This is a genomic window from Acinetobacter gandensis, from assembly GCF_001678755.1.
In the GTDB taxonomy this organism is placed as follows: domain Bacteria; phylum Pseudomonadota; class Gammaproteobacteria; order Pseudomonadales; family Moraxellaceae; genus Acinetobacter; species Acinetobacter gandensis.
On the sequence record NZ_LZDS01000005.1, the window covers coordinates 22,344 to 46,371 of the forward strand.

Consider the following 24,028-nt stretch of genomic DNA (forward strand, 5'->3'; position numbering starts at 1 on the left):
AAACATGAATGCCTTGTTTATGATTATTGCGGCAATATTGCTACTTGGTCCACTCATTGCGATTCATGAGTTTGGACACTATATTGTTGCTCGTAAACTGGGTGTAAAAGTATTGGTCTATTCGATTGGTTTTGGACCTACACTTTTAAAGTGGACATCTAAAAAGTCAGGGATTCAATATCAGCTTTCTGCATTACCACTGGGTGGTTATGTCAAAATGTTGGATGAGCGTGAAGGTGATGTTTCGGAGCTTGATTTACCGAAAGCCTTTAACCGTCAGCATCCTTGGAAGCGTATTGCAATTGTTGCTGCTGGTCCGCTCATTAATTTGGCATTTGCAGTTATTCTATTTTGGATCTTATTTTTACCTGCGCAAGAGCAGCTGAATACTCGCGTAGGGAAAGTTATTCCGAATACGCCAGCTGCAGCAGTTCAGATGCAAGCTGGTGATAAAATCACGGCAGTTGATGGTACTCAAGTATCAACATGGGAACGACTAAGCTATGCTTTAGTAGACCGAGTTGGCGAAACGGGCAATATTCAAATTCAGGCTGAACGTGATGGACAGTTGAAAACGTTTAGTTTGCCAATTCAAAGTTTTTTACGCGATCAATCGCAATCTCCATTAGAAATTCTAGGTTTTACACCGTATCGTCCAGAAATTCCAGCTGTGGTTTCTAAACTGAGCGAAGATGGTGCGGCAGTACGACAAGGAATGAAGCAGGGAGATCGTATTGTTGCGATTGATGGCGTAAAAATGAAAGATTGGTTTGATGTTGTACAAGTTGTACAAGCATCACCCGAAAAATTACTAAAAATAGATGTATTGCGACAAAATAAAATTGTGCATTTGGAAGTGATGCCGCAAGGTAAGCGTGACCAAATGGGTAAAGTCACAGGTATGCTTGGTGTACAAAGCGATCCTGGTAAAGTGAATGTTCCTGCTGAATATAAGCAAATAATTCAGTACAGTCCTGTTGAGGCAATAGGTAAAGCAGTAGAAAAAACCGGTCAAATTTCTGGCATGATTTTGAATTCTATTGTAAAAATGGTACGTGGGTTGGTTGGTTTGGATAACTTGTCAGGCCCAATTACGATTGCTAAAGTCGCGGGTCAAAGTGCTGAAATGGGTTGGCAAACCTTCATTTCTTTTATGGCACTGATGAGTGTAAGTCTGGGAATTTTAAATTTACTCCCAATTCCTATGCTCGATGGCGGTCACTTAATTTACTATTTTATTGAATTAATTCGTGGTAAACCTGTTTCTGAACAAATACAATTGGTTGGCTTAAAAATTGGTATGGTATTGCTGGGTAGTATGATGCTACTGGCTCTATTCAATGACATTATGCGTTTATAACAACGTAGATACGTAATAAATTAACAGCGGAAAAGACTGGCATGCAGCACAAACATTTATTTATGCCGTTGGCACTGGTTAGTGCTATGGCAGTAGCACAACAAGTATATGCAGCAGATGATTTTGTAGTACAAGATATTCGAGTTGATGGCTTAGTGCGCTTAACTCCTGACAATGTGGCAGGAATGATTCCATTCTCCGCTGGAGATCGTGTAAACGATCAAATCATTTCGAACTCGATTCGTAGCTTATTCGCTTCAGGTATGTTTGATGATGTGAAATCATCTCAAGTGGGAAATACACTTGTGTATACCGTAGTGGAACGCCCAATCATTTCTAAAGTTGAGCTGAAAGGCAATAAATTGATTCCAAAGGAAGCTTTGGAAGAAGGCCTGAAAAAAATGGGTCTTGCTGAAGGTGAGGTTCTTAAGAAATCTTCATTACAATTGGTTGAAACAGAATTAGAACAACAGTACATGCAGCAAGGCCGTTATGACGCTGATGTAAAAGTGACAACTACAGCTCAGCCAAATAACCGTGTAAATGTTTTAATTGATTTTGTTGAAGGTCAGTCAGCTAAAGTATTTGATATTAATATCATTGGCAATACAGTCTTTAAAGAAAGCGAAATTAAACAAATTTTTGCATTGAAAGAAAGCGGTTGGAATTCAGTTATTTCCCGTAATGACCGTTATGCACGTGAAAAAATGGCTGCAAGTTTAGAGTCTTTGCGCGCGCTTTATTTGAACAAAGGTTATATCAATTTTAATATTACCAATTCAAGCCTAAACCTAAGTGAAGATAAAAAGCATGTGTTCATTGAAGTTTCTGTGGATGAAGGCGAGCAATTTAAGTTTGGGGAAACCAAATTCTTAGGTGATGCGCTTTATACACAAAATGAATTGAATGCATTAAAGCTTTATAAAGATGGTGAGCTTTATTCACAAGAAAAAGTAAACGCAGTTAAACAATTACTCCTTCGTAAATATGGTAATGCGGGTTATTACTTTGCTGAAGTGAATATTGTTCCAGAAATTAATAAAGATACGAAATTAGTTGATCTGAACTACTATGTAAATCCAGGTCAACAAGTTACTGTACGCCGTATTAACTTTACAGGTAACTCAAAAACTGCCGATGAAGTGTTACGTCGTGAAATGCGTCAGATGGAAGGTGCTTTAGCAAGTAACGAAAAAATTGACTTATCCAAAGTTCGTTTAGAGCGTACAGGTTTCTTTAAAACAGTTGATGTGAAACCTGCACGTATTCCTGGCACACCAGACCAAATTGACTTGAACGTGAATGTTGAAGAACAGCATTCGGGTACAAGTACACTCGCTGTTGGTTTCTCGCAAAGTGGTGGTATCACTTTCCAAGCAGGTTTGAGTCAAACCAACTTCTTAGGTACAGGTAATGCGGTTTCTATCGATTTGTCACGTTCAGAGACTCAAGATTACTACAACCTAAGTGTTACCGACCCGTACTTCACTATTGATGGTGTACGTCGTGGTTATAACATGTACTACCGTAAAACCAAGTTAGATGATGACTATAACGTTAACAACTACGTCACTGACAGTTTTGGTGGTGGTATTAACTTCGGTTATCCGATCGATGAAAACCAAAGTATCAGTATGGGTTTAAACGTAGACCAAACTGAGGTTACTACGGGTCCATACGTTTCAACTTATGTACGTGATTACTTGCTTGCTAATGGTGGTAAGGCTACTCATCGCGCGGAAGATGTTTGTACTGGTAGTTATGTCTCACAAAAAGCAATAGATATTTATAATCAAACTCCAACTCCTAATCCTATTCCAAGTGATTATGAGGATGCAATTCATTGTGTCGACGATAAATATCAAGCTGTTGATCTTGTAGATTATAATGATGAATTTAAAGGTAAATTTTTAACCTACAATTTAAATTTAGGTTGGTCATATAACACGCTAAACCGTCCTGTGTTCCCAACTTCAGGTATGTCGCATCGCGTAAATACTGAAATTGCTTTACCAGGTAGTGATGTTGAATATCAAAAAGTCACATACGATGCACAAGCTTATTTCCCACTAGGTAAAGACTTTGTTGTGCGTGGTTACGGTAAGTTAGGCTATGGTAATGACTTGCCATTCTATAAAAACTTCTATGCAGGTGGTTTTGGCTCGGTACGTGGTTATGACAATAGTACATTAGGTCCAAAATATGATGGTGTGTACTATCAAGGTGTTGGCAAAGAAGATTTAGATTTTGAGGAAGTTGGTGGTAACGCGCTTGTACAATTTGGTGCAGAACTAGCACTTCCAGTTCCATTTAAAGGGGATTGGGCTCGTCAAGTTCGTCCAGTATTGTTTGCTGAGGGTGCACAAGTATTTGATACACAGTGTGATGTGCCAGCTGCAGACAGTGTGTTAATTAAAGATGGTCAATCTTATAATGCACGTCAATACTGTAAAGACAATTACGGCTTTGATATGAATAACATGCGTTACAGCGTAGGCGCAGGTTTCACTTGGATTACGATGATTGGTCCAATTTCATTGAGCTATGCATTCCCATTGAATGATAAAGCTGGTGATGAAACAAAAGAGATTCAATTCGAAATCGGTCGTACATTCTAAGTACGACCCATTTTGGGTATCAAAATTAAAAGGATATAAAATGAAAAAGCTTCTCGCTGGTTTAGTTGTTGGTTTATCGTGTAGTTCAATGCTTCATGCGGCAGGTTATGGTGTTGTAGACTTAGAAAAAGTTGTTGATCAAAGCACTTATATTAAGCAGCAAAATGCACAAATTCAGCAGCAATTAAAACCACAAACAACCAAGATTGAAGCCTTGGCGAAAGAGCTTGAATCACTGCAGCAAAAAGCACAGCAAAGTGGTGATAAGCTGACTGATGCGCAAAAGCAGCAAATGGGTCAGCAGTATCAAAATAAATTGAAAGAATTAAATGCTTTGCAGCAGACTGTTCAAACCTCGGTACAAGGTAATATTCAAAATTTAAATCGTTCGATGGATACCAGAATTAAGCAAGTTGCTGAACAATTGCGTAAAGAGAATAATTTAGATGTTGTTTTGAATAAAAATTCAGCATTGGCGTATGACCCTAAGTTTGATTTAACTGATAAAATGATTCAAAAGGTTAACGCAATTAAATAATCAATGAATTCTCAAAAATTCAGTTTAGAAAAGCTAGCCGGGCTTGTACAAGGTCAATGTATAGGTCAGGCTGATTTACAACTGAGTGGTATGGCGAGCTTAGAGCAGGCCAAACCACATCATCTTGCATTCGTGAATGCTGAAAAGTATTTAGCTGAAGCGAATCAATCTCAAGCAGGTGCATTAATCGTCACTGCTGAACTTCAAGCTCAAATCACAACACAACAAAATTTTATTGTTGTTGCTAATCCGTATCTTGCTTTTGCTATTTTGACGCATGTTTTTGAAAAAAAACATGTTGAAACGGGTATTGAAAGTACTGCGCAAATTCATCCTTCAGCAATCATTGCAGATACAGCATATATTGGTCACTACACCGTTATTGGTGCGCACTGTGTCGTTGGTGAAGGTACACGCATAGAATCACAAGTAAAAGTCGATGATAATGTTGAAATTGGCAAAGATTGCTTTATCGATTCACATGTGACTTTAACTGGTGAAGCTAGAATTGCAGACCGTGTACGTATTCATGCAAGTACTGTGATTGGTGGTGAGGGTTTTGGCTTTGCACCTTATCAAGGTAAATGGCATCGTATTGCTCAACTTGGCTCGGTACGCATTGGTAATGATGTACGAATTGGCTCAAATTGTAGTATTGATCGTGGTGCTTTGGATGACACTATTTTAGAAGATGGAGTCATTATTGATAACCTTGTGCAAATCGCACATAACGTGAAAGTGGGTGCGAATACTGCGATGGCTGCTAAATGCGGTATTGCCGGCAGTACCACGATTGGCAAAAATTGTGTACTTGCTGGTGCGGTAGGTATCGTAGGTCACATTAATATTGCCGATAATGTTACAATCACTGGAATGTCAATGGTCACAAAAAGTATTTCAGTCGCTGGTAGTTATTCGTCGGGGACGCCAATGCTTGAAAGTGGTTCTTGGAAAAAGGCTGCGATTCGCTTCAAACAATTAGCAGATGTGCCATTGACCCAGTTGGTCAAACGACTTGATCATATGCAATCTCAAATTGAGTCCCTTGAATCAACTTTTAAATTGCGTAAATAATTATGATGACAGAGTCAAATACCCCAGCGTTCACTAAACCTGAATTACCAATGACTATTCAGACTATTCGTGAATATTTGCCACATCGTTATCCGTTTTTATTGGTTGATCGTGTTGTTGAAGTATCCGACAACGGGATTGTTGGCTACAAAAACGTAACGATCAATGAAGAGTTTTTGCAGGGCCATTTCCCAGAATATCCAATTATGCCAGGTGTGTTAATTGTTGAAGCACTTGCGCAGGTTTCTGGTATTTTGGGTTTCATTATGAATAATGAAAAGCCCTCATCAGGTTCTTTGTTCCTATTTGCTGGTGCAGAAAAGGTAAGATTTAAAAAACAAGTGGTTGCAGGTGATCAACTTGTTTTAAAATCAGAATTAGTGATGCAAAAGCGTGGCATTTACAAATATAATTGTATTGCCACTGTTGATGGTATTGTAGCAGCAACTGCGGAAATTATGGTTTCGCATCAAAAAACAGAGTAAGCATGAGCAATAACGAATTAATACATCCGACCGCTATTATTGATTCATCTGCAGTGATTGCTGCAGATGTTCAAATTGGGCCATATTGTATTATTGGACCCAATGTGACGATTGGTGCTGGAACCAAGTTACGTTCACATGTTGTGGTGGGTGGATATACCCGTATTGGTCAGCATAATGATATTTTTCAGTTTGCCAGTGTGGGTGAAGAGTGCCAAGACCTGAAATATGCAGGTGAAGAAACTTGGTTAGAAATTGGTGATCACAATTCAATTCGTGAGCATTGCAGCCTTCATCGCGGTACAACACAAGACCATGGTTTGACGAAAATTGGTAGTCATAATTTATTGATGGTGAATACACATATTGCACATGATTGTGTGGTAGGTGACCATAATATTTTTGCCAATAATGTCGGTGTTGCAGGCCACGTTCATATTGGTGACTATGTTATTGTAGGTGGTAACTCAGGTATTCATCAGTTCTGTAAGATTGATTCTTATAGCATGATTGGTGGTGCATCGCTTATTCTTAAAGATGTTCCTGCATATGTGATGGTTTCAGGTAACCCTGCACATGCTTTTGCAATGAATGTTGAAGGTATGCGTCGTAAAGGATGGTCTAAAAATACCATTCAAGGTCTACGTGAGTCATTCAAATTGATCTATAAAGCAGGTTTGACGACCAATGAGGCCATTGAGCGTATTCGTACTGAGATCTTGCCAGAAGTAGCGGAAGCACAGTTATTGCTTGATTCTTTAGAACAATCTAAACGTGGTATCGTTCGTTAATTAGTGATGCGAAATAAAAAAGACACCAAGTGCGGTGTCTTTTTATTGCTAAAATAAAACTATTAAAAAAATTACTTTTTAACAAAGCCTGATTCTTCCGATTTAGGGTATTTCTGTAAAAGTTTATTTTTTAGCTGTGTGGCTAGTACCGTATTACGGTCGACATCTTTAGCAATACTATAGAGCTGATACAGTGCGCGAGCTGCGCGACTTGAGTCGGGATATTTATCTACGACAATGCCATAATTCTTTTTCGCTTCAATATAATTGGTTGGTTCAATTGCGAGATTAAATTCAGCTAACCAAAAATATGCATTACCAATATAAACGCTGTTTGGATTATTTTTTATAAAATTTTGCATTGGTGCAATCGCTTTTTTTGCACCACCTTGTTTGTAGGCATCTAGAGCAACTGTATAGGCTGCTTTTTCTAGCTCAAGAGGATCTCCACCAGCATTAACTGGCTGCGTTGCGGAAGAACTTAGGTTTTTTTGTGGTATGGACTGTGATGTATTGGTCAAAGGTGGCTTAGGAGTTGCTGGGTGCAGTACCTTGTTGATTATCCTCCGTAGTATCTGTGTCTTCAGTTGGCTCAATTTTTTGTTGTAATAGTTCTAAGCGCTGGTCTAAATCAGCATAACGATTAGTCAGTTCATTTTTTAACTTCTCAATTTCGTTATCTTGTTCTTCCATTTTTCCACGGAGCGTACGTAGTTCATTTTCCAGCTGTTGGTTTTTTTGCATTAGCTGCCAATTGAGATTCGTTGGGGTAGGTGTGGAACCAGCACCTGTTTGGATCGCAGTATTATTCGCCGTGTAAACAGTTCCGTTATTTGCCCCGCTCAAACCGCGCGATTCAATAGGGATGTTTGCAAAGAGGACGCCAGAACAGCTAAGGGTGAGGGCGCCAAGAATTTGCTTTTTAAGCATCATAAAAATTCCATGTAGTGACTCGTTGCACTGTACTGAATATTTTTATTACAGACAGCGAGTTGAAAAACGATAAACACATTAAAAACGCCAAACACATGAATTGCAATAAGCTTTTGCATGGTTGTTGTGTTTTAAAGTAAATAAGATGGGTGTAATTTTCACGCTTTCTACATAATTTAAATGCACATTGATTTATAAATAATCAAACAGTTAGTGAAGTCATACAAAAGCAATGTTTTGTCTTGCAACTTTAGGAAAATTCTCTATACTCTGTTCTTGCAATGGTAGCCCTGCTGGTTACTTCGCAATTGTACTCTACAAACCCCGCCAGGACCGGAAGGTAGCAACGGTAGTAGAACTATGATGTGCCGAAGCTTTGCTGGTAGGGTTGCCACCATTTTTATAAAACAATAATTTTATTCATTATTTCATTTATCCCTCATTTTTCTTGCTTTTATTAACCTAATTTTTTAATCGTCATCCAACTCTGTGCGCGTAATGACTTTAAAAATCGTATCTAAGTCAAAACCACGATATTGTAAAAAACGGATTTGTTTTGCCTTGAGCTTTGGATCTTTTTCGACGGCTTTACCAAATTTTTTTACTTTGAGCGTATAGGCTTCAATGCTCCAATCTGTTTCTTTCAATTCTTCTTGAATTAGCGCTGTATTGAGTTTCTTATTCTTTAAAGCTAGTTTAATTCGGTTCGGACCTTTTCCTTTACGTTTTTGGCTAGAAAGTAAGGTCTCAGCGACACGTTGATCACTTTGATAATTTTCACGCGCAAGTTCATCTACAAGTGCAATGACTTCATCTCTATCTTCTGCATATAGCGCTAATTTTTCTGTCAAATCTGCTTTCGAGTATTCTTTGCGTGTTAATACAGCAAAAGCATAAGAACGCAAACGGGTTCCTGTGAGTCCTGGCTTTTTTTGTTCAGGCACTGTGACTTCTTCACTAAAGTCAACGCGATCATCAGTAGATTGCTCACTATGGTGCTCTGTGTGAGGTGGGGCGATATCCTCTTCACCATATTGAGCTTTGAGTGCTTGATAATCTAAAAGTTTGGGAAATTTTGAATCATTCATTATTAAGTAACGTCATAAGGAAAAACGCCCCGAAGGGCGTTTTACAGTTTAATCTGAAAGGTGTTTGCATGCACACGAATAAGTCAGATTGCTATGATGTAAAAATCAGTTTAGTTTAAGCATCTAAAAAATCAGGTTCAGCTTCGTCTTTTTCATCTGCAGGCACAGCAACAGGTGTTAACAGTTTTTCACGGATTAAACGATCAAGTTCTTTCGCAATTTCAGGGTTTTCTTCTAAATGGCGAATTACGTTGTTTTTACCTTGGCCAATTTTGTTGCCTTGGTACGAATACCATGCGCCAGCTTTTTGCACCAATTCTTGAGCAACTGCTAAATCAACCAATTCGCCCATTTGGTTCACGCCTTTACCGTAAAGAATTTGAAAGAGCGCTTCTTTGAATGGAGGCGCCATTTTGTTCTTCACAACTTTTACGCGAGTTTCTGAACCGACAATTTCATCGCCTTCTTTCACTTGACCGATACGACGGATGTCTAAACGTACAGACGCATAGAACTTAAGTGCGTTACCGCCTGTTGTAGTTTCAGGGCTACCAAACATAACACCAATTTTCATACGAATCTGGTTAATAAAGATAACCATACAGTTTGAACGTTTAGCGTTACCTGTCATTTTACGCAGTGCTTGGCTCATCAAACGTGCTTGTAAGCCCATGTGTGAGTCACCCATTTCACCTTCAATTTCTGCACGAGGCGTCAATGCAGCGACTGAGTCGACAACAATCATATCAACTGCGCCAGAACGAACGAGCATGTCCGCAATTTCGAGCGCTTGTTCACCATGATCGGGTTGCGATACCAATAGATTGTCTAAATCTACGCCAAGTTTGCGTGCGTATTGAGGGTCGAGTGCATGTTCTGCATCGATAAAAGCACAAGTACCACCATTTTTCTGACATTGCGCAATTGCTTGTAATGTCATTGTGGTTTTACCTGAAGATTCAGGGCCGTAAATTTCAATTACACGACCTTTTGGTAAACCGCCAATGCCAAGTGCGATATCTAGGGTAAGTGATCCAGTAGATACAGCTTCTACAGCCAAAACGGTATTATCACCTAAACGCATTACAGTGTTTTTACCAAATTGCTTTTCAATTTGACCTAGTGCTGCATTTAGCGCTTTGCTTTTATTATCATCCATCTTACAACCTCAATACGATGTCACGAAACAATATACTCAAGTGGATGTATTCAGTTTAAATCTGTTCCACCCGAGTATAGTGACAGAATTCATCCTTCTGTTCTATGAAAATCACAACCGGTGCGACATGTTGTGACGCTTTAACTTAATCATCATTATAAGACCATTGCTGGTCAAACTGTTGATCATTTTCTTTTTTAAATTTACCAATATCTCGGCGATCTTTTTTACTTGGCCGATGATCGGGTCGCGCAAGATTATGCAACTTTCTTTGTGATGCAAGCAATTCACGTTTTGCAATACTGACTTCTGTTTCATCATAGAGTAACTGTGCGACCGGAGCTGGACCTCGCACATCTGAAAGTGCTTTTACGACCACGGTTTTTTTTTCAATACCTTGAGCAATAGTCAATTCCATGCCTACACGGATTTCACGTGATACTTTGACCCGTTCACCATTCTGATGAACTTTACCACCTTCAATGGCGTTTTTCGCAATAGAGCGGGTTTTAAAAAAGCGTGCCGCCCAAAGCCACTTATCTATACGCATTCCAACCGCATCTTCGGCTAGATTTGATTTACGCATATTTTTTTTGTTCCTTGTCTTGCTGTGAAGCTTGCGCCTCTAAAATAGGGATTAAATCTGTTAATGCGGACAACATTGGGTATTTGCAAGTCTCACGTGGTGCTTTGCCTGTAGATGGTTGCAGAATAGAATAAAGTTGTTGAATGCCAAATTGCTCTGCACCATTGAGTACTTTTTCAGTGTCATCAATGAAATAGCAATTTTCAGGATCAAAAGTATGTGTTTGCTGTAAGATTTGCCAAAATTCTATAAATTCTTTTGCATGACCGATGGTTTCAGAGCTCACAATGACATCAAAGTATTGAGCGATACCTGTTTCTTCTAATTTAAATTGTAGCCCAGCAGCATCGGCATTGGTGGCTAACCAAATTGGATATCCATTTTCTTTTAGATATTGTAATAGTTCAGTGCAGCCAACACGTTTAGCCACTTTAGCTTTTTGTTCAATTTGCATGGCCAAAACATCAACGCCTACTTGTGATGTCCAAAAGCGTGATGAATACCATTTTAAGGTATGATTATGTTGTTGGTAAAAGCTGAACAATGTTTGTTGGCTTTGCTCTAAGGTGCAGCCATGCTGCTCGGCATACCGAATGGGTAAGAGTTCATTCCAAATGAAATCATCGTAAGCAAGGTCGAGTAAAGTTCCGTCCATGTCGAAGATAATTGTCGGCTTTTCTGAGAAATTTGGCATATATAGGTAATCTATGTTTATAACAACAACAGCACCGCAAGACCCCATGATTTTGCAGCTCGTACCCATTGTGACACAGGCCTGTGAAATTTTGCGAGAAGAATATCAGCGTTATTGTTCAGGTGCTGAATTTGATGTAGAGCGTAAAAAGGATAATTCACCCGTTACACAAGCAGATTACCGTGCAAATACTTATATCACCGAAGCATTGGCGCAGATTTCAACTTTGCCTTTGTTGTCTGAAGAAGGTGATAAATCAAAACGTGATGAATGGACTAAGTTTTGGTTGCTCGATCCTTTAGATGGTACGAAAGAATTTTTACATCAAAGGCCTGAATTCACAATCAATCTGAGTTTAGTGGAAGGTGAGAAGACAACATTTGCAATGCTTGCAATTCCTTGTGAACATAATATTTATATTTGTCCTATTAAGGGTATGCCACTGAAATATAATACGCAAACGCAATTGTGGTTTGAATATGCGCCTACGGAACTGGGTATTACTCTTCAGGTGGGTTTGAGTCAAAGTGCACGGACGAAACCAGAATATGCAGATTATCTTGCTGCATTATCTCGACTTAGCCCTTACACAAACTATTATGCAGGTAGCGCATATAAATTTTGTATGATGCTTGAAGATCAAGTTGATCTATATCCGCGTTTTCATCCCACTTGTGAGTGGGATACCAGTGCAGGACAGTGTCTAATAGAGCGAATTGGTGGAGGTTTAGTGGACTTTAAAGGGCGCGCTTTCATTTATAACCAACGAGATAGTTTATTAAATAATGGTTTTATTGCTTACAAAAATGATGCAATCAAAGATTTGGCCTTAAAAGCGCTTGCGCAGATGGATGACAAGCCTTGAGCAAAAGTTTGATCATGCTATAGTGTGATCAAACTGATTAATTCTCGCTTATTTAAGAACTGTTAGATTATGGCTTTAGACTTGCTCCCACCTAGTATGCTGAAGGCAATTGATTTATTGCCTGATGAAAAGACGCCGGTGACGTTGTTTACCCGTCATTCCATACGTGAGGTGGTACAGGGACAAGGACTGGCTGGTTATGATTTACAACTGACCAATCAAGGGCGTGATTTAGCTGAAGCATGGGGCAGTTATTTAGTTGAAAATACTGATCGTGTCATCCAACATTGTATTTCGAGCCCGATTCAACGCTGCGTAGATACGGCGGCTTTGATGATTCAAGGCGCAGACAATGTCACTATTGAACCAAATACCCATCATATTGAAATTATTGAGCAAGGTTTATTGGTTGAACCGGGAAGCTTCGTACTAGATATAAAAAAAGCTGGGCCATTTTTTCAAAAGCAAGGTGCTTTAGGCTTTATCAATAGCTTTGTAAATAATGCATTACCAGGAATGAAACAACCCATTCATGGGGTGGTGGATGTACTCGAACTAATTTACAACACCCATCCGACCAATGATTATGGTTTAAGTCTTGCAGTGAGCCACGACACAATTTTGGCGGCAATTTTAGCGATCATATCTGGAAAGAATATGGTTACACGCGAAGATTGGCCAAAAATGATGGAAGGTTTATTCGTTTGGTTTGAAGGGGATGTTTTCTTAGACTCAAAACTGAAATGGATTTGGCGTGGTGAATTAAACGAATTGAATATTCGTGAATTTCAACAAGCGTACCCGTAATTTCATCTTAATAGAACTATAAAAAGCACCTCACTGATTGTTAAGATGCTTTAAGTAAAATTTATCTTTAATAAATACTAAATTTTAGCGCGAATACGTGCTGGAAAATCATTTAATTCCAGCACTCGACCATTTTCATTGAGCGGCCACTGACTGGTATTCACAGCAACATGCTGTTGGTGCATACGACTATATTTGTCTGCCGCAATGAGTGTAGCCAAATCATGTCCATCTAGACTGTATTCCATAACGACATCATGTGGATATTGGGTGCGAGCAAAAAAATCAGCTTCACTTTCACCTTTATGCATAGCAAAAATCCGCTCGATTGCAGGTAAATAAACACCATAGCCAAGCCATGCATCCACACCCTGAGATGCTTGAATTTCTGCAGTAGATTTCATATTTGATATAACTTTTCCAATGACATCTTTTTCACCTTTGGCGGTGAAGTACTCGATATATTGTTTTTTTGTTTCTTCAAATTTTTCGAGTGAAGGTAAAAAGCGATTAATCATTCTAAAATTCCTTATTGGGAAAATATTTTGGAAGAATTCATTTAATTTAAAATACCATAATTTTTTTAAGGGATTTGTTTTTTCTTAATGGATTTTATAAATATAAAATAATGTTGACAAAATTTGTCTGGGTTAAAATCTTAAACATCATCTGTTGTGTCATGATTTAGTTGAAAAGTAAAACATTAGTCACATCATAATGATTGAATTTGTTATTGTTTTTATAATGAAAAATAGTGTCTGTCAGTTTCTGACAAAATACGGCAATTGAAATAATTTCTTTTTAAAAATATCATAAATAAATCATAAAATATTGATTTATATAAAAATATAGATCACTTAATTTAGCAAATATGCGATGTATTGGGGAATTAAACATGAAAACTGTGATAGGTTTTTCATATAACACTTTAAGTGTTTGTATTATGTCAGTCATACTTACAGCTTGTGGTGGAGGTGGGGGTTCAGAAAACGCTTCTGGAGAGTCTTTACCGAGTGAGACACAGCAAAAGTATCCGGAACCAAGTCAAGATGTGGCAGATGAAACATCTATAGGTTTTTATGATTATGATGCCAATGACGAAATTCGAGTTATACGAAATGATTTAGAAGGAAGTTTCAATGCCCAAGTTCAATTTGGGCAAAGTCATGTTGTCGACCCAAATGGTAATGAAGCTAAAAAAATGCCGCGCTTGACGACAGAGAAAGATGCGTTATTGATTGTGACACCAACACTTGATATGCAGGATATTGGACAATTAAAAGTCGAAATTTATCAAAATAATCGCTTAGTTCGAACAGTAAATTTAGATGACCCAAGTCAAATGCCACTTTCAGATCAAAGTGGTCAAAAAGGTCGTCCAGATGTGGTTTATAGCAAACGTGCGTGGACCACAAAGCTGAATTGGGATGAAGTTAAACCAGGTTTAAAACTCAAAATTGTTGATGCACAGAAACGAAGTGGTGAGTTGGTTGAAGAAAAAATTGATTTTGCCTCACCTGGTGAATTGGTACTGAATAATATACGCATAGGTATGTTAAGTGAGCCGCCAGTTTCAAATGGACATTATATGTTACTTGAGCCTGAGAAGGCGGGTACAGATTATTTCCAAACTATTCCTGCGGCGGCAATGACAGTTGCCAAGTACGATGATATCCAACTTGATAAAGTGATCGTAGCATCGGGTGTTATTTATAACGAAGCCAGTGCGGGTGATGGAGGGGTATATGCAGGTGATATGCGTGAAAACGTGGGGAAATCAACGTTTAGTGTAGGCATTAATCTTGCTAACTGGGGGGTGACGAGCGCTTCAATGTCAAGTCAATCTCAACCACAACTGACTCAATCTGTGATAACACACCATTCACGTGGTCGCTATGCCAATGGTTATAACAACCATGGTCTCAGTGGTGGTAACGGTATGTTGACCTTAATTGATTCGGTCGGTAATGAATTTAGTCATGAAATTGGACATCATTATGGACTTGGTCATTATCCAGGTGCTGTAACCACGGATGGCGTGACGAATTACTTTTGGGCGTCTCACCATGCCGACAGTGGTTGGGGCTATATTGCTAACCGTAATAAAATGCGCGGTAATTTAAGTTGGACGTCGACTTCATTATGGGATGCAAGTACAGGTACGCCAAATTTTAAAAACTTATTCCCTTATGGCCGTGACTCTATGGCTGGTGGTTATCCTAACAGCACTTACTCACGTTATACCCACTATACTGGCTATAGTACATTCTTAAAAATTCAGCCACATTTCAATCGTGCAGTATGGGATGTAAGCTCTCCAACTGGGTATAAACTTTGGAATACACAAACCCGCACCATGGAAGTTACTCAACCTAAAGTACCGAAATCCTCTGATATTTGGTTTAACAGCCAAGATGGTAATTATCTCAAACCAAAACAAATAGGTGTGCCTGTGTATACCATTTTGGGTGGATATGACCCTGAACAACAAGTAGGTTTGTTATATCCTGCGGCACGAGGTAACTGGGGGAATGTCTTTGATTTACCGACTGCTGATACAGCGACTGTAAGTTCATCGTGCTGGCTTAATGTACAATATCCATCGCAGAATAAGATCATTGCATTATCGCCGAACCGTATGGGTTCAAATGCAAATAAACTACATGTCAATTTAGCGATTAGCGATCAGCCAAAATCAGTAGATTTGTATTGTAAGAAAGCAGGAGCAGAAGCTAAATTGCTTTCGAATATCGTGATTCCAGTTTACAGCGATATGATTAAGCCTGCTGTAAAAATAGGCCGTGAAGCAGGTTATAGTGCTTTACGTTCGATTGAATTACCGCAGCTCGAACAAGCACTAGTGGCTCAAGTGAACAATGCTGTTGTGAATTTAGATCCAACGGCTAAGATGCTGTTTGATACCTATAAAAATGATAAGGCGCTGTTAAGTTCAGTTGCGCGTCAGCAATTTGACCGTTATGAAGCCCAGCAAAATACGGCATACCGTATCAATCGTTGGATGAATGTTTATTATAAAGATCTATCTAATCAAGTGCCTGAAGCATCAACGGCATTAACCAGTTTTATGCAAAAGTTGGTATTAAACCGTGATGGTGTTTTTGAACAAGCAACATTGATAAAAAATGGTACGAATTGTTTGAAAACTGAGACTTTAGCTGATGGTAAATTAAATGTTTTTATTAGTGGTCAAACAGGTTGTACGGCAGATGATTCAGAACAATGGATTTATGATGTGGTGGGACGAATCCACAGTAAATCTGATTTGGGGCAGTGTTTAACTGGCAATGGGGGTTCTGCAAAAATTACATTGGAACGTTGCAGCTTAAACCAAGATAATCAAATTTGGACGATGAATCCTGAAACTACAACCATTCGCCAAAGTGGCCAATGTATGGACTTAAATACAGGGCGATTGCAGAATAATCGTGCAGACTTAATTCGCTATAATTGTACCGGTGGTGCAAATCAACGCTGGACGAATTTAACAGCAAATCAAAATCTATTATTGGCTTATTTAAATTCAACAAATTTAACTTTACTGAATAAGTAACATTTAGCCTTTAGTTAATAAAATTAAAAAAGTCCTCAAACGAGGGCTTTTTTTATAACTGAAATAAAATTAGAAAATAGAAAAACACAAAAACAAAAAAAGCCCTAAAAAGGGCTTTTTTCATCGCAACAAATTAGTTAGCTAAAGCTTTAACTTGTGCATTTAAACGGCTCTTATGACGAGCAGCTTTGTTTTTATGGATGATGCCTTTATCAGCCATACGGTCGATTACAGGTACAGCTTTTTTGTAAGCTTCTGAAGCGACAGCGTAATCACCAGCAGCAATAGCAGCTACTGTGCGTTTAAGATAAGTACGTACCATAGAACGTAAGCTTGCGTTGTGTTGACGTGCTTTAACGTTTTGACGAGCACGTTTTTTTGCTTGAGCAGAGTTTGCCACTCGTGCACTCCTTGAAATTGATGGTCTGGGCGGGCTGAAATTACAACTGAAAACCAACTCCAGAAGAACTATCACCAGCCCGTAAACAAGTGCCATATTGTGATTAAAGTGAGCGCTTAAGTCAAGTCTTGACATGCTTTGACAACATTTTTGATGCAGAAAAATTTCAAAGAAAACGTTAGATTAGTCCAAAGCCATTGAGTTTGTATGAAAAATGACTAAATGTATTGAAAATGCGATCGTGATCGGCGCAACAGGATTGGTTGGCCGTGAACTGATCCGTCAGTTAAGCCAAAATGATACTTGTAAGAATATAACAGCAGTCGTTCGTAGGCGAGATGAGGAACTTACACGACTCGCCAAAGTACAGCAATTGGTACTGGAAGATTTTTTATTATTAACCAAAGAAGATGTACTGGACTATACACATGCTTTTAGTAGCCTAGGTACAACCATAAAAAAAGCGGGTTCTAAAGATTGTTTTTATGCGATCGATTTTAAAATCAATGCACATTTAGCTGAATTGTTGGAACACAGTGAAACAGGGCTGATTATTGTGAGTGCAACAGGAGCGAATCCTAACTCTTTATTCTTTTATAATCGGGTAAAAGGTGAGCTAGAATATTATCTAAAAAGTCTAAAATTAGCTCAACTAGCCATATTAAGACCCTCATTATTGTTGGGTGATAGAGATGAGTCACGACCAGCAGAGCAAGCCATACAGAAATTGTATTCACGTTTTTCGCATTTGGTACCAGATACTTTTAAACTTAAGCCAGTGACAGCAGCGCAAGTGGCTCATACTATGGTCGAGGCAGCACAAACTCAGACCGAAAAATTTGAGATCTATGATAATTTACGCATACTAAAAATGAAATGAGGGGAAAAACGTGGCTACAGCTCCATTTGTAACGTGTGATTTACTTGATGATCATCCAGAAAAAGATATTCAAGTGGTGACTCCATCTTTAGATGGTAAATTTTTCCAAAGTTATGGTGCACGTAAAAGTTTTGGCGGTCAGGTTGTGACGGTTAAATGTTTTGAAGACAACTCCCGTGTAAAAGAACTTTTGGCGACTGATGGCACAGGTAAGGTCCTCGTTGTAGATGGCGGTGCGTCAATGCGCTGTGCCTTAATGGGCGATATGATTGCTGAATCTGCAGTGAAGAATCATTGGAATGGTGTGATTATATACGGCTGCGTACGAGACGTTGATGCAATTGCTGAACTTGATTTAGGTGTACAGGCCCTAGCTGCAATACCTCGTAAGAGCAACCGTCAAGGTGTGGGTGAAACGAATATTGAACTCAGTTTTGGGGGCGTGACAATCCAATCGGGTCAATATGTCTATGCAGATAATAACGGAATTGTGATTGCCAAAGAATCATTGGTGGACTTATAAAATTAAGCTGATATAAACAATTTCACACAGCATCAATTGAGTTCACTTGGTTGATGCCATAAAAGATTAAGTAAAATAAGAAAGGAATAATTATGTTAATGCACCAAATAAAAGTGGCTCAAGCACTCCTTTCAGGCGTTGCAGAGGGTGGTCGTGGTACATCAGGTACACCATATCCAAAACAGCCAGAAAAAGCACTGAAACTTTATGAATTTGAAGGTTCACCATATTGCCGTCGTGTACGTGAAGTATTGACAACCTTAAATTTGGACTATGAAGTATATCCATGTCCTAAAGGTGCAAAAAAATATCGCTTAGATACACAGAAATTAGGTGGTAAACAGCAATTTCCTTTCTTGGTTGATGAAAATACAGGGGAGAAACTGTATGAATCTCAACAAATCATACATCACCTGTTTAAACATTACGGTAAAACAGGGAAAACCCCTTCTAAATATGCACATTACCCAAAAATACCTTATGTGGCTTATGCAGGAACGTTAATTAATGGTGCGCAAGGTGTTTGGATTAACCGAAAAGTAATTCATCGAGATGCACCAGCACAATTGCTTGAATTGTGGGGCTTTGAAGCAAGCCCATATACACGAATTGTCCGTAGTGTGCTTGCGGAATTAGAACTGGCACATAAGTTTCATAATGTGGCTAAAGAACGCTGGCAGGATCAAGGATTGGCGGCACTGCGCCTAAAGCCTGGTAAATACACCCCCTTAAAAGGCGGTAAGCGTGAGCAAGTACTTAAAATTATGGGGGATAATATTCAAGTTCCATATTTGAAAGATCCAAACACAGGTATCGAACTATTCGAATCTGAAAAAATTGTTCAATATCTTAAAAAACAATATGCGAGTTAAAGTTTAACTGGATGAATTCGCCTGAGTACTGTTGCATATTCTTTGGCAGTACTCTATTGTTTGAAAAATAAGCATTAACTAGTATCTATTAGAACTATAAAACAAGCTAAAATCCCAAAGAGGTGAAAATAAATCTATAAAAATAAGAAATTTACTTAATTATAGGGATATTCTGTAGGGATAAACCAAGATAATGTAAAAGACATTTCATTTTTAGGGGAAATAAGCCATGACACCAGAAGTAATATTACCCGTCCCAGTGCTTGTTGTTGAAGATGAAGAAATTATCCAGTTGCGATTACGTCAAATTTTAACTGAACTGGGATATAAACATGACGAGTTACTCTTTGCTAAAAATGTAAAAGAATCCATCGAAATTATTGATACTCATCCTATTTCCCTCGCATTGGTTGACTTGGGGTTACCTGATGGAAATGGAGTTGAAATTATTGAAAAAATCCGCTCCTTAGAAGGCAATACCATGATTTTGGTGATTTCTGCATGGAGTACGCAGGAGAGCCTATTCTCAGCGATTAAAGCTGGTGCAACGGGTTATGTGCTGAAAGAACGAGATGATGCAGAAGTTCTATTGTCGATTCGCAGCATTTTACGTGGTGGTGCACCAATTGATCCTTTTATTGCCAGAGAAATATTAAAACAAATTTCTGAAACGGAAGAGCCTGCACCTGAACAAGAGATTGTTGAAGGCGCTGAGTCATCTATATTGACCAATCGCGAAAAAGAAATTTTGTGTTTAGTTGCCCAAGGGTTAAGTAATCGTGAAATTGCGGAACAACTTTTTGTTTCTAGATATACCGTTGAGAGTCATATAAAGCACATATACCGTAAGTTATCGGTTACTAAACGTACCAAAGCAGTTAGTACAGCGCGTTCTATGGGAATTCTTTAATGCGCAAAGGAGGGTATATATTTTTATTTGCCCTCGGTTTGTTGTGGGGCTGTATTACTCATGCAGCTCAAGTCTATGAAATAAATGACCAATGTCAGGTCACTGTCCATGAAATTTTAAAAGCAAAAACACCATCAAATAAAGAATTGCCACGGCACGGTTGGGTGAAAGCTGAATTGCCTGATCGTTGGAAAGAAGATCCTGCATGGCAAGGCTACCAAGGTGGGGCCTGGTATAAGCTAGATTGGTCATGGAAATGTAAGAATAATGCTCGTTTAGCAGAACCAATCGCATTTAATATTGAATATTTAATTAATGCCGGAACAGTGTATTTAAACGGTGATTTGTTATGGACAGACAAAAATCTGCAAGAACCATTATCTAAAAGTTGGAATGTCGCAAGATATTGGATTTTACCAATCAGTGGGATAAAGCAACAACATAATGAAACGCTCATTTATGTAAGCGGTTATACCAGTATGAATGGTGGTGTAGGCCCTATTGGTTTTAATAATGTTATGTCGAATGTGGAGCATCATGATGAACTGACATGGCATAGAAGAACCATCCTGCAACTCAATGTATTTCTCTCTGGTACGTTGGGCATTATTTGTTTTGTGATTTGGATTATGCGTCGAAGCGATACCAGTTTTGGTTGGTTCGCATTGGCTTCTGTTCTGTGGATATTATTTATCTCTAATGCTTTAACAACTGAAACATTTCCTTATCCAGACTCAATTTTTTCAGCAAAAGCGAACCTGATCTTTTGGATGCTGTTTTTACAATGCTTCTGTATTTATATGCTGCGTTTCATTCGGCAAAAATTTCCACGCTTAGAGCTCGCGTTTACTACCTTAACGGCAGTGCTCATTGCTGTAGTCATGCTGATGCCTTTTGAAAAAAATGCTGATATATCATCCGTTATCTTTTTACTTTATTGTTTATTCTATTTCATTACATATATTTACTTATGCTATAGAAGCTTCAAAACCAAACGAAGAGACTCTATTTTCTTAAGCTTATGCCTGACAGCTATGCTGATCTTTGGTGTAATTGACCTAGCTATCCTGATGTATTTCCCAAAAGAAGGCATCATGCCAGTTTCACCTTACACCTCACCAATTATTACGTTATTCATCGTGGTTATCTTGGGGGCACGACTGAATCGAAATATCCAAAAGATTGAGCAGTTTAATGATGAGCTTGCCTTTGAGGTGAAAAAAGTCAGTGATGAGTTATTTAGTAGTTTAAGTGACAAACATCAGCTTGAATTGAGTAATGTACGCCTACAAGAGCGAATCAAACTGTCTCATGACTTACATGATGGTTTGGGGGCATCAATTGTTCGTTCAATGATTTTGGTTGATCAGTGTGAAAAAGATATACCCAATACACAGTTTCTATCCATGCTGAAACTATTACGTGATGATTTGCGTCAAATTATTGATAGTGGGTCTTCCTTAGACAGCAAAGTGCCAGACTCTCCGTTATTGTGGATTGCACCTGTTCGTCATCGGTTTAGCCAACTGATGGAAGAAATGGAGATAATATCTAAGTGGAATTTTCCGGCTGCGTGGAAAGAGCGTCCTTCTTCATTGCAATGTCTTACGCTTATTCGGGTGGTAGAGGAAAGCCTAACCAATATCGTTAAACACAGTAAAGCAACCACAGTAAAAGTCACAATGACGCATAAAGAAAATGAGCCACTAATCCTCATCATTGAGGATGATGGTATAGGCTTTGATGTTGAAAGTGTTTCTACACATGGGATGAGTGTAGGAATGCGTAGTATGAAAATGCGTATACAGCGGATAGGTGGGAAATTAAATATTATTTCACAAGCTGGATCAACTATTATTCAGGCAGAAATTCAAATAAAATCAGCTGCATAATTAATTTATAAAGAATAAAAATGCATTTTCATATATTGGTTACCCCTCAACGAATGTCGAGTGTATTGATAGTCTTATTGACCATTTTATTTATGTCTGGATGTCGTAGTCCAACAGACTCAATGCCTAAACCAGGCGAGTATGGCGAAGTTATTTTTCATCAAGCGAATCTAAGCAATGATGAACTGACACAAATGCTGGCCAAAAGTCAGTCCATACAAACAGATCAAGTCACAAATAATCCAAGTTTTGCCTTGCACTATACACACGCTCTGAACAAAACCCTTATCGTGCTGTGATTATTGTACGAGGTACTGCTATGGTAGAGGGTGATGTTAAAGTGAAATTTGATGTGAACACTTTTAATGCTTATGCCAATCAAAGCAATCAAAGTCTAATGGACATGGAAGCTGGTGTAGATCATTTAGAACGTATAGAAAAAATGAAAGCAGGAGAAGCTTTTGTTTTTGTAATGGCCGGTGATCCATTTTCCTTAAATGCCGCCAATGATCCAAGTCATATGACCAGTCAGCTCGATTTAGTGAATTCAAGCAATGTGCAATTTCAAAATGTCGAATTACAAATTTGGCAGGGAAAAGGAAGTAAATATAGCTTTATGCGTTATGTTTGGTTTGCCCTGATCATTTTTTTGATAGTTTGGATTTATCGTGTGATTGTGCAGCGTAATGCCGATAAATTTGAAAATTTAATGAATAAGCACTCAGGAAGAAAATAAACTAAAAGGGGCATTAAGCCCCTTTTAGTTTTTTAAGTTGATTAAATTTATTCTGATTCAGTTGGCACGAGCATCAGAATAGATTCGTTCAGTAACATTGCAATATCCTCAAGAATATCTGCATCGTAGAGTGTTTCATCAAGCATTAAACTTTGGCCATCTGCTAATGTTTTGAGATGTACTGCGAACTCATCTGAAATACACAAGCCTTCACCATTCGCCCAAAACAGAATATCACCATCTTGCTCGGTATAAAGCAGACGCGAAGCTGGCTCAAGCATGAGCTGATAGCCTTGATCAAGAGCCTCTTCTAAGTCGCCTGTACCAATTTCTTCTGCTTCTGGAATATTGTCAGGATATTTAGATTCTGACATTACACTCATAATCGCATCTTCAATTACCGTTGAGTTCTGCAATTGCTCGAACAGCTTTTCTTTCAAATATTCGATTTCGCTTTCAGTGACTTGACCAACAGGGGTAACATGCTTGCGAATAATATCCAGTAATGGGTTTTTTAGAAGCGGATTTTCAGTAAATTTATCAGCGACACGATCCATCATCTCTGTGACATTTGCCATACGGAAACCAAATGAATATGTAAGGCATTCATCTTCAGCAACGCCGTAGTGTGAAAGGCCTGGTGGAACATAAAGTAAATCGCCTGGCGCTAAAACTTCATCAAAATTGATATCCATTTCAGGCAGTAAACGTAGTGGCTGGCCTGCAACAAATTCAGTTTCCGCATCGCACATTTGGCCAAGCTGCCATCGACGATGTCCATGACCTTGAACTAAAAACACATCGTAAAAATCGAAGTGTTTACCGACAGATCCGCCTTTTTCGGCATATGACACCATAATGTCATCACGACGCCACTGAGGGATAAAAGAAAATTGCTTCCAAAACTCTGAAAGATCAAAAGAATAATGATCGACAGCTTGAACAAGTAAAGTCCATAGCTTAGGCATCTTTTGAAAATCAGCTTTGAGTAAGGGTGAAGTCTTAACTGACCATTGATTTGGATCACGGTCTTTTTGCTTGATGAGGCGAGCTGTGACGTTTTCATCTAAGGCCAATTCTAGAACATCTTTGGGTTCTAAAATATTTGCGATATCAGGAAGGGCATTGCGTACTAAAAGCGGTTTCTTTTGCCAATATTCAGCAAGAAATTGTTCAGCAGTGATACCGCCGAGGACGTCTAAAGGTAGAGACATGAAAAATAACCAACGAAATTTTTAATATTGTC

General features: G+C 38.6%; 23 protein-coding genes, 1 other RNA gene and 1 pseudogene. 17 read left to right on the plus strand and 8 right to left on the minus strand.

All coding sequences use genetic code 11. The annotated features are described in order from the left end of the window. Window positions 1–4: 4 nt before the first annotated feature. The 6 genes from rseP (at window position 5) to lpxA (ending at window position 6,866) form a co-directional block, all read left to right on the plus strand. Window positions 5–1,360 (plus strand): RIP metalloprotease RseP, encoded by a 1,356-nt coding sequence (rseP, locus tag A9J31_RS03170; protein WP_067762507.1) that lies wholly within the window; start codon window positions 5–7, stop codon window positions 1,358–1,360. Window positions 1,361–1,446: 86 nt separating this feature from the next. Then, entirely contained in the window at window positions 1,447–3,978 is a 2,532-nt protein-coding gene (gene bamA / locus A9J31_RS03175) for an outer membrane protein assembly factor BamA (protein WP_425394341.1), read from the plus strand. A gap of 40 nt (window positions 3,979–4,018) precedes the next feature. Continuing rightward, the gene (locus tag A9J31_RS03180; RefSeq protein WP_067762511.1) at window positions 4,019–4,516 is read left to right on the plus strand and encodes an OmpH/Skp family outer membrane protein; all 498 of its coding nucleotides are present in this window, start codon (window positions 4,019–4,021) and stop codon (window positions 4,514–4,516) included. 3 nt (window positions 4,517–4,519) lie between these two features. Beyond that, window positions 4,520–5,590, plus strand: coding sequence for a UDP-3-O-(3-hydroxymyristoyl)glucosamine N-acyltransferase (lpxD, locus tag A9J31_RS03185; RefSeq protein ID WP_067762513.1), 1,071 nt, complete (start codon window positions 4,520–4,522; stop codon window positions 5,588–5,590). Window positions 5,591–5,595: 5 nt separating this feature from the next. After that, window positions 5,596–6,075, plus strand: coding sequence for a 3-hydroxyacyl-ACP dehydratase FabZ (gene fabZ / locus A9J31_RS03190; protein WP_171256651.1), 480 nt, complete (start codon window positions 5,596–5,598; stop codon window positions 6,073–6,075). A gap of 2 nt (window positions 6,076–6,077) precedes the next feature. Further along, complete coding sequence (gene lpxA, locus A9J31_RS03195) at window positions 6,078–6,866, plus strand: acyl-ACP--UDP-N-acetylglucosamine O-acyltransferase (protein ID WP_067762517.1); 789 nt, start codon at window positions 6,078–6,080, stop codon at window positions 6,864–6,866. A gap of 71 nt (window positions 6,867–6,937) precedes the next feature. Here the strand turns inward: lpxA and A9J31_RS03200 are convergent. After that, window positions 6,938–7,799, minus strand: a pseudogene (locus A9J31_RS03200) (YbgF trimerization domain-containing protein). Window positions 7,800–8,090: 291 nt separating this feature from the next. Here A9J31_RS03200 and ffs point away from each other — a divergent pair. Next, window positions 8,091–8,187: signal recognition particle sRNA small type (gene ffs / locus A9J31_RS03205), an RNA gene on the plus strand. An 82-nt stretch (window positions 8,188–8,269) separates the two neighbouring features. Here ffs and A9J31_RS03210 read toward each other — a convergent pair. The 4 genes from A9J31_RS03210 to A9J31_RS03225 form a co-directional block, all read right to left on the minus strand. Further along, window positions 8,270–8,887 (minus strand): regulatory protein RecX, encoded by a 618-nt coding sequence (locus A9J31_RS03210; protein WP_067762519.1) that lies wholly within the window; start codon window positions 8,885–8,887, stop codon window positions 8,270–8,272. A gap of 115 nt (window positions 8,888–9,002) precedes the next feature. Then, window positions 9,003–10,046: a recombinase RecA gene (recA, locus tag A9J31_RS03215; RefSeq protein ID WP_067762521.1), complete on the minus strand. Its 1,044-nt coding sequence runs from the start codon at window positions 10,044–10,046 to the stop codon at window positions 9,003–9,005. A 145-nt stretch (window positions 10,047–10,191) separates the two neighbouring features. Then, a complete protein-coding gene (locus tag A9J31_RS03220) occupies window positions 10,192–10,632 on the minus strand; it encodes an RNA-binding S4 domain-containing protein (protein WP_067762523.1) in 441 nt (146 codons plus the stop codon). Beyond that, complete coding sequence (locus tag A9J31_RS03225; RefSeq protein WP_067762525.1) at window positions 10,625–11,326, minus strand: HAD-IA family hydrolase; 702 nt, start codon at window positions 11,324–11,326, stop codon at window positions 10,625–10,627. Before A9J31_RS03225 ends, A9J31_RS03220 begins: the two co-directional genes overlap by 8 nt. A 13-nt stretch (window positions 11,327–11,339) precedes the next feature. Here A9J31_RS03225 and A9J31_RS03230 point away from each other — a divergent pair, with 13 nt between their 5' ends. Both A9J31_RS03230 and A9J31_RS03235 read left to right on the plus strand, forming a co-directional pair. Next, window positions 11,340–12,191, plus strand: a complete 852-nt coding sequence (locus tag A9J31_RS03230; protein WP_067762527.1) for a 3'(2'),5'-bisphosphate nucleotidase CysQ family protein — start codon at window positions 11,340–11,342, stop codon at window positions 12,189–12,191. 69 nt (window positions 12,192–12,260) lie between these two features. Continuing rightward, complete coding sequence (locus A9J31_RS03235) at window positions 12,261–12,998, plus strand: histidine phosphatase family protein (protein ID WP_067762529.1); 738 nt, start codon at window positions 12,261–12,263, stop codon at window positions 12,996–12,998. Window positions 12,999–13,075: 77 nt separating this feature from the next. On the opposite strand, the gene A9J31_RS03240 is transcribed toward A9J31_RS03235, so the two are convergent. After that, window positions 13,076–13,516 (minus strand): hypothetical protein, encoded by a 441-nt coding sequence (locus A9J31_RS03240; RefSeq protein WP_067762531.1) that lies wholly within the window; start codon window positions 13,514–13,516, stop codon window positions 13,076–13,078. A 377-nt stretch (window positions 13,517–13,893) separates the two neighbouring features. Between A9J31_RS03240 and A9J31_RS03245 the strand changes: the two genes are divergently transcribed. Next, window positions 13,894–16,569 carry a M66 family metalloprotease gene (locus tag A9J31_RS03245; protein ID WP_067762533.1) on the plus strand — a complete coding sequence of 892 codons (2,676 nt, stop codon included), beginning with the start codon at window positions 13,894–13,896 and terminating at the stop codon, window positions 16,567–16,569. 133 nt (window positions 16,570–16,702) lie between these two features. Here the strand turns inward: A9J31_RS03245 and rpsT are convergent, their stop codons facing one another. Further along, window positions 16,703–16,969 carry a 30S ribosomal protein S20 gene (gene rpsT / locus A9J31_RS03250; RefSeq protein ID WP_067762534.1) on the minus strand — a complete coding sequence of 89 codons (267 nt, stop codon included), beginning with the start codon at window positions 16,967–16,969 and terminating at the stop codon, window positions 16,703–16,705. Between the two features lie 214 nt (window positions 16,970–17,183). Between rpsT and A9J31_RS03255 the strand changes: the two genes are divergently transcribed. The 7 genes from A9J31_RS03255 to A9J31_RS03280 all read left to right on the plus strand — a co-directional run bounded on the left by A9J31_RS03255 (window position 17,184) and on the right by A9J31_RS03280 (window position 22,782). After that, window positions 17,184–17,849 carry a Rossmann-fold NAD(P)-binding domain-containing protein gene (locus tag A9J31_RS03255; RefSeq protein ID WP_067762535.1) on the plus strand — a complete coding sequence of 222 codons (666 nt, stop codon included), beginning with the start codon at window positions 17,184–17,186 and terminating at the stop codon, window positions 17,847–17,849. Window positions 17,850–17,859: 10 nt separating this feature from the next. After that, window positions 17,860–18,372, plus strand: coding sequence for a ribonuclease E activity regulator RraA (gene rraA / locus A9J31_RS03260; RefSeq protein WP_067762536.1), 513 nt, complete (start codon window positions 17,860–17,862; stop codon window positions 18,370–18,372). 92 nt (window positions 18,373–18,464) lie between these two features. Beyond that, a complete protein-coding gene (locus A9J31_RS03265; protein ID WP_067762537.1) occupies window positions 18,465–19,244 on the plus strand; it encodes a glutathione S-transferase N-terminal domain-containing protein in 780 nt (259 codons plus the stop codon). Window positions 19,245–19,473: 229 nt separating this feature from the next. Next, window positions 19,474–20,154, plus strand: coding sequence for a response regulator transcription factor (locus A9J31_RS03270; RefSeq protein WP_067762538.1), 681 nt, complete (start codon window positions 19,474–19,476; stop codon window positions 20,152–20,154). Continuing rightward, on the plus strand, window positions 20,154–22,046 hold the full coding sequence (locus A9J31_RS03275; protein ID WP_067762539.1) for a sensor histidine kinase: 1,893 nt from the start codon (window positions 20,154–20,156) through the stop codon (window positions 22,044–22,046). Before A9J31_RS03270 ends, A9J31_RS03275 begins: the two co-directional genes overlap by 1 nt. A gap of 20 nt (window positions 22,047–22,066) precedes the next feature. Then, window positions 22,067–22,345, plus strand: a complete 279-nt coding sequence (locus A9J31_RS15535; protein WP_150923072.1) for a hypothetical protein — start codon at window positions 22,067–22,069, stop codon at window positions 22,343–22,345. Between the two features lie 20 nt (window positions 22,346–22,365). Continuing rightward, on the plus strand, window positions 22,366–22,782 hold the full coding sequence (locus A9J31_RS03280) for a hypothetical protein (RefSeq protein ID WP_150923074.1): 417 nt from the start codon (window positions 22,366–22,368) through the stop codon (window positions 22,780–22,782). Between the two features lie 47 nt (window positions 22,783–22,829). Here A9J31_RS03280 and A9J31_RS03285 read toward each other — a convergent pair whose 3' ends face one another. Next, a complete protein-coding gene (locus A9J31_RS03285; protein WP_067762541.1) occupies window positions 22,830–23,996 on the minus strand; it encodes a ribosomal protein uL16 3-hydroxylase in 1,167 nt (388 codons plus the stop codon). Window positions 23,997–24,028 lie beyond the last annotated feature (32 nt).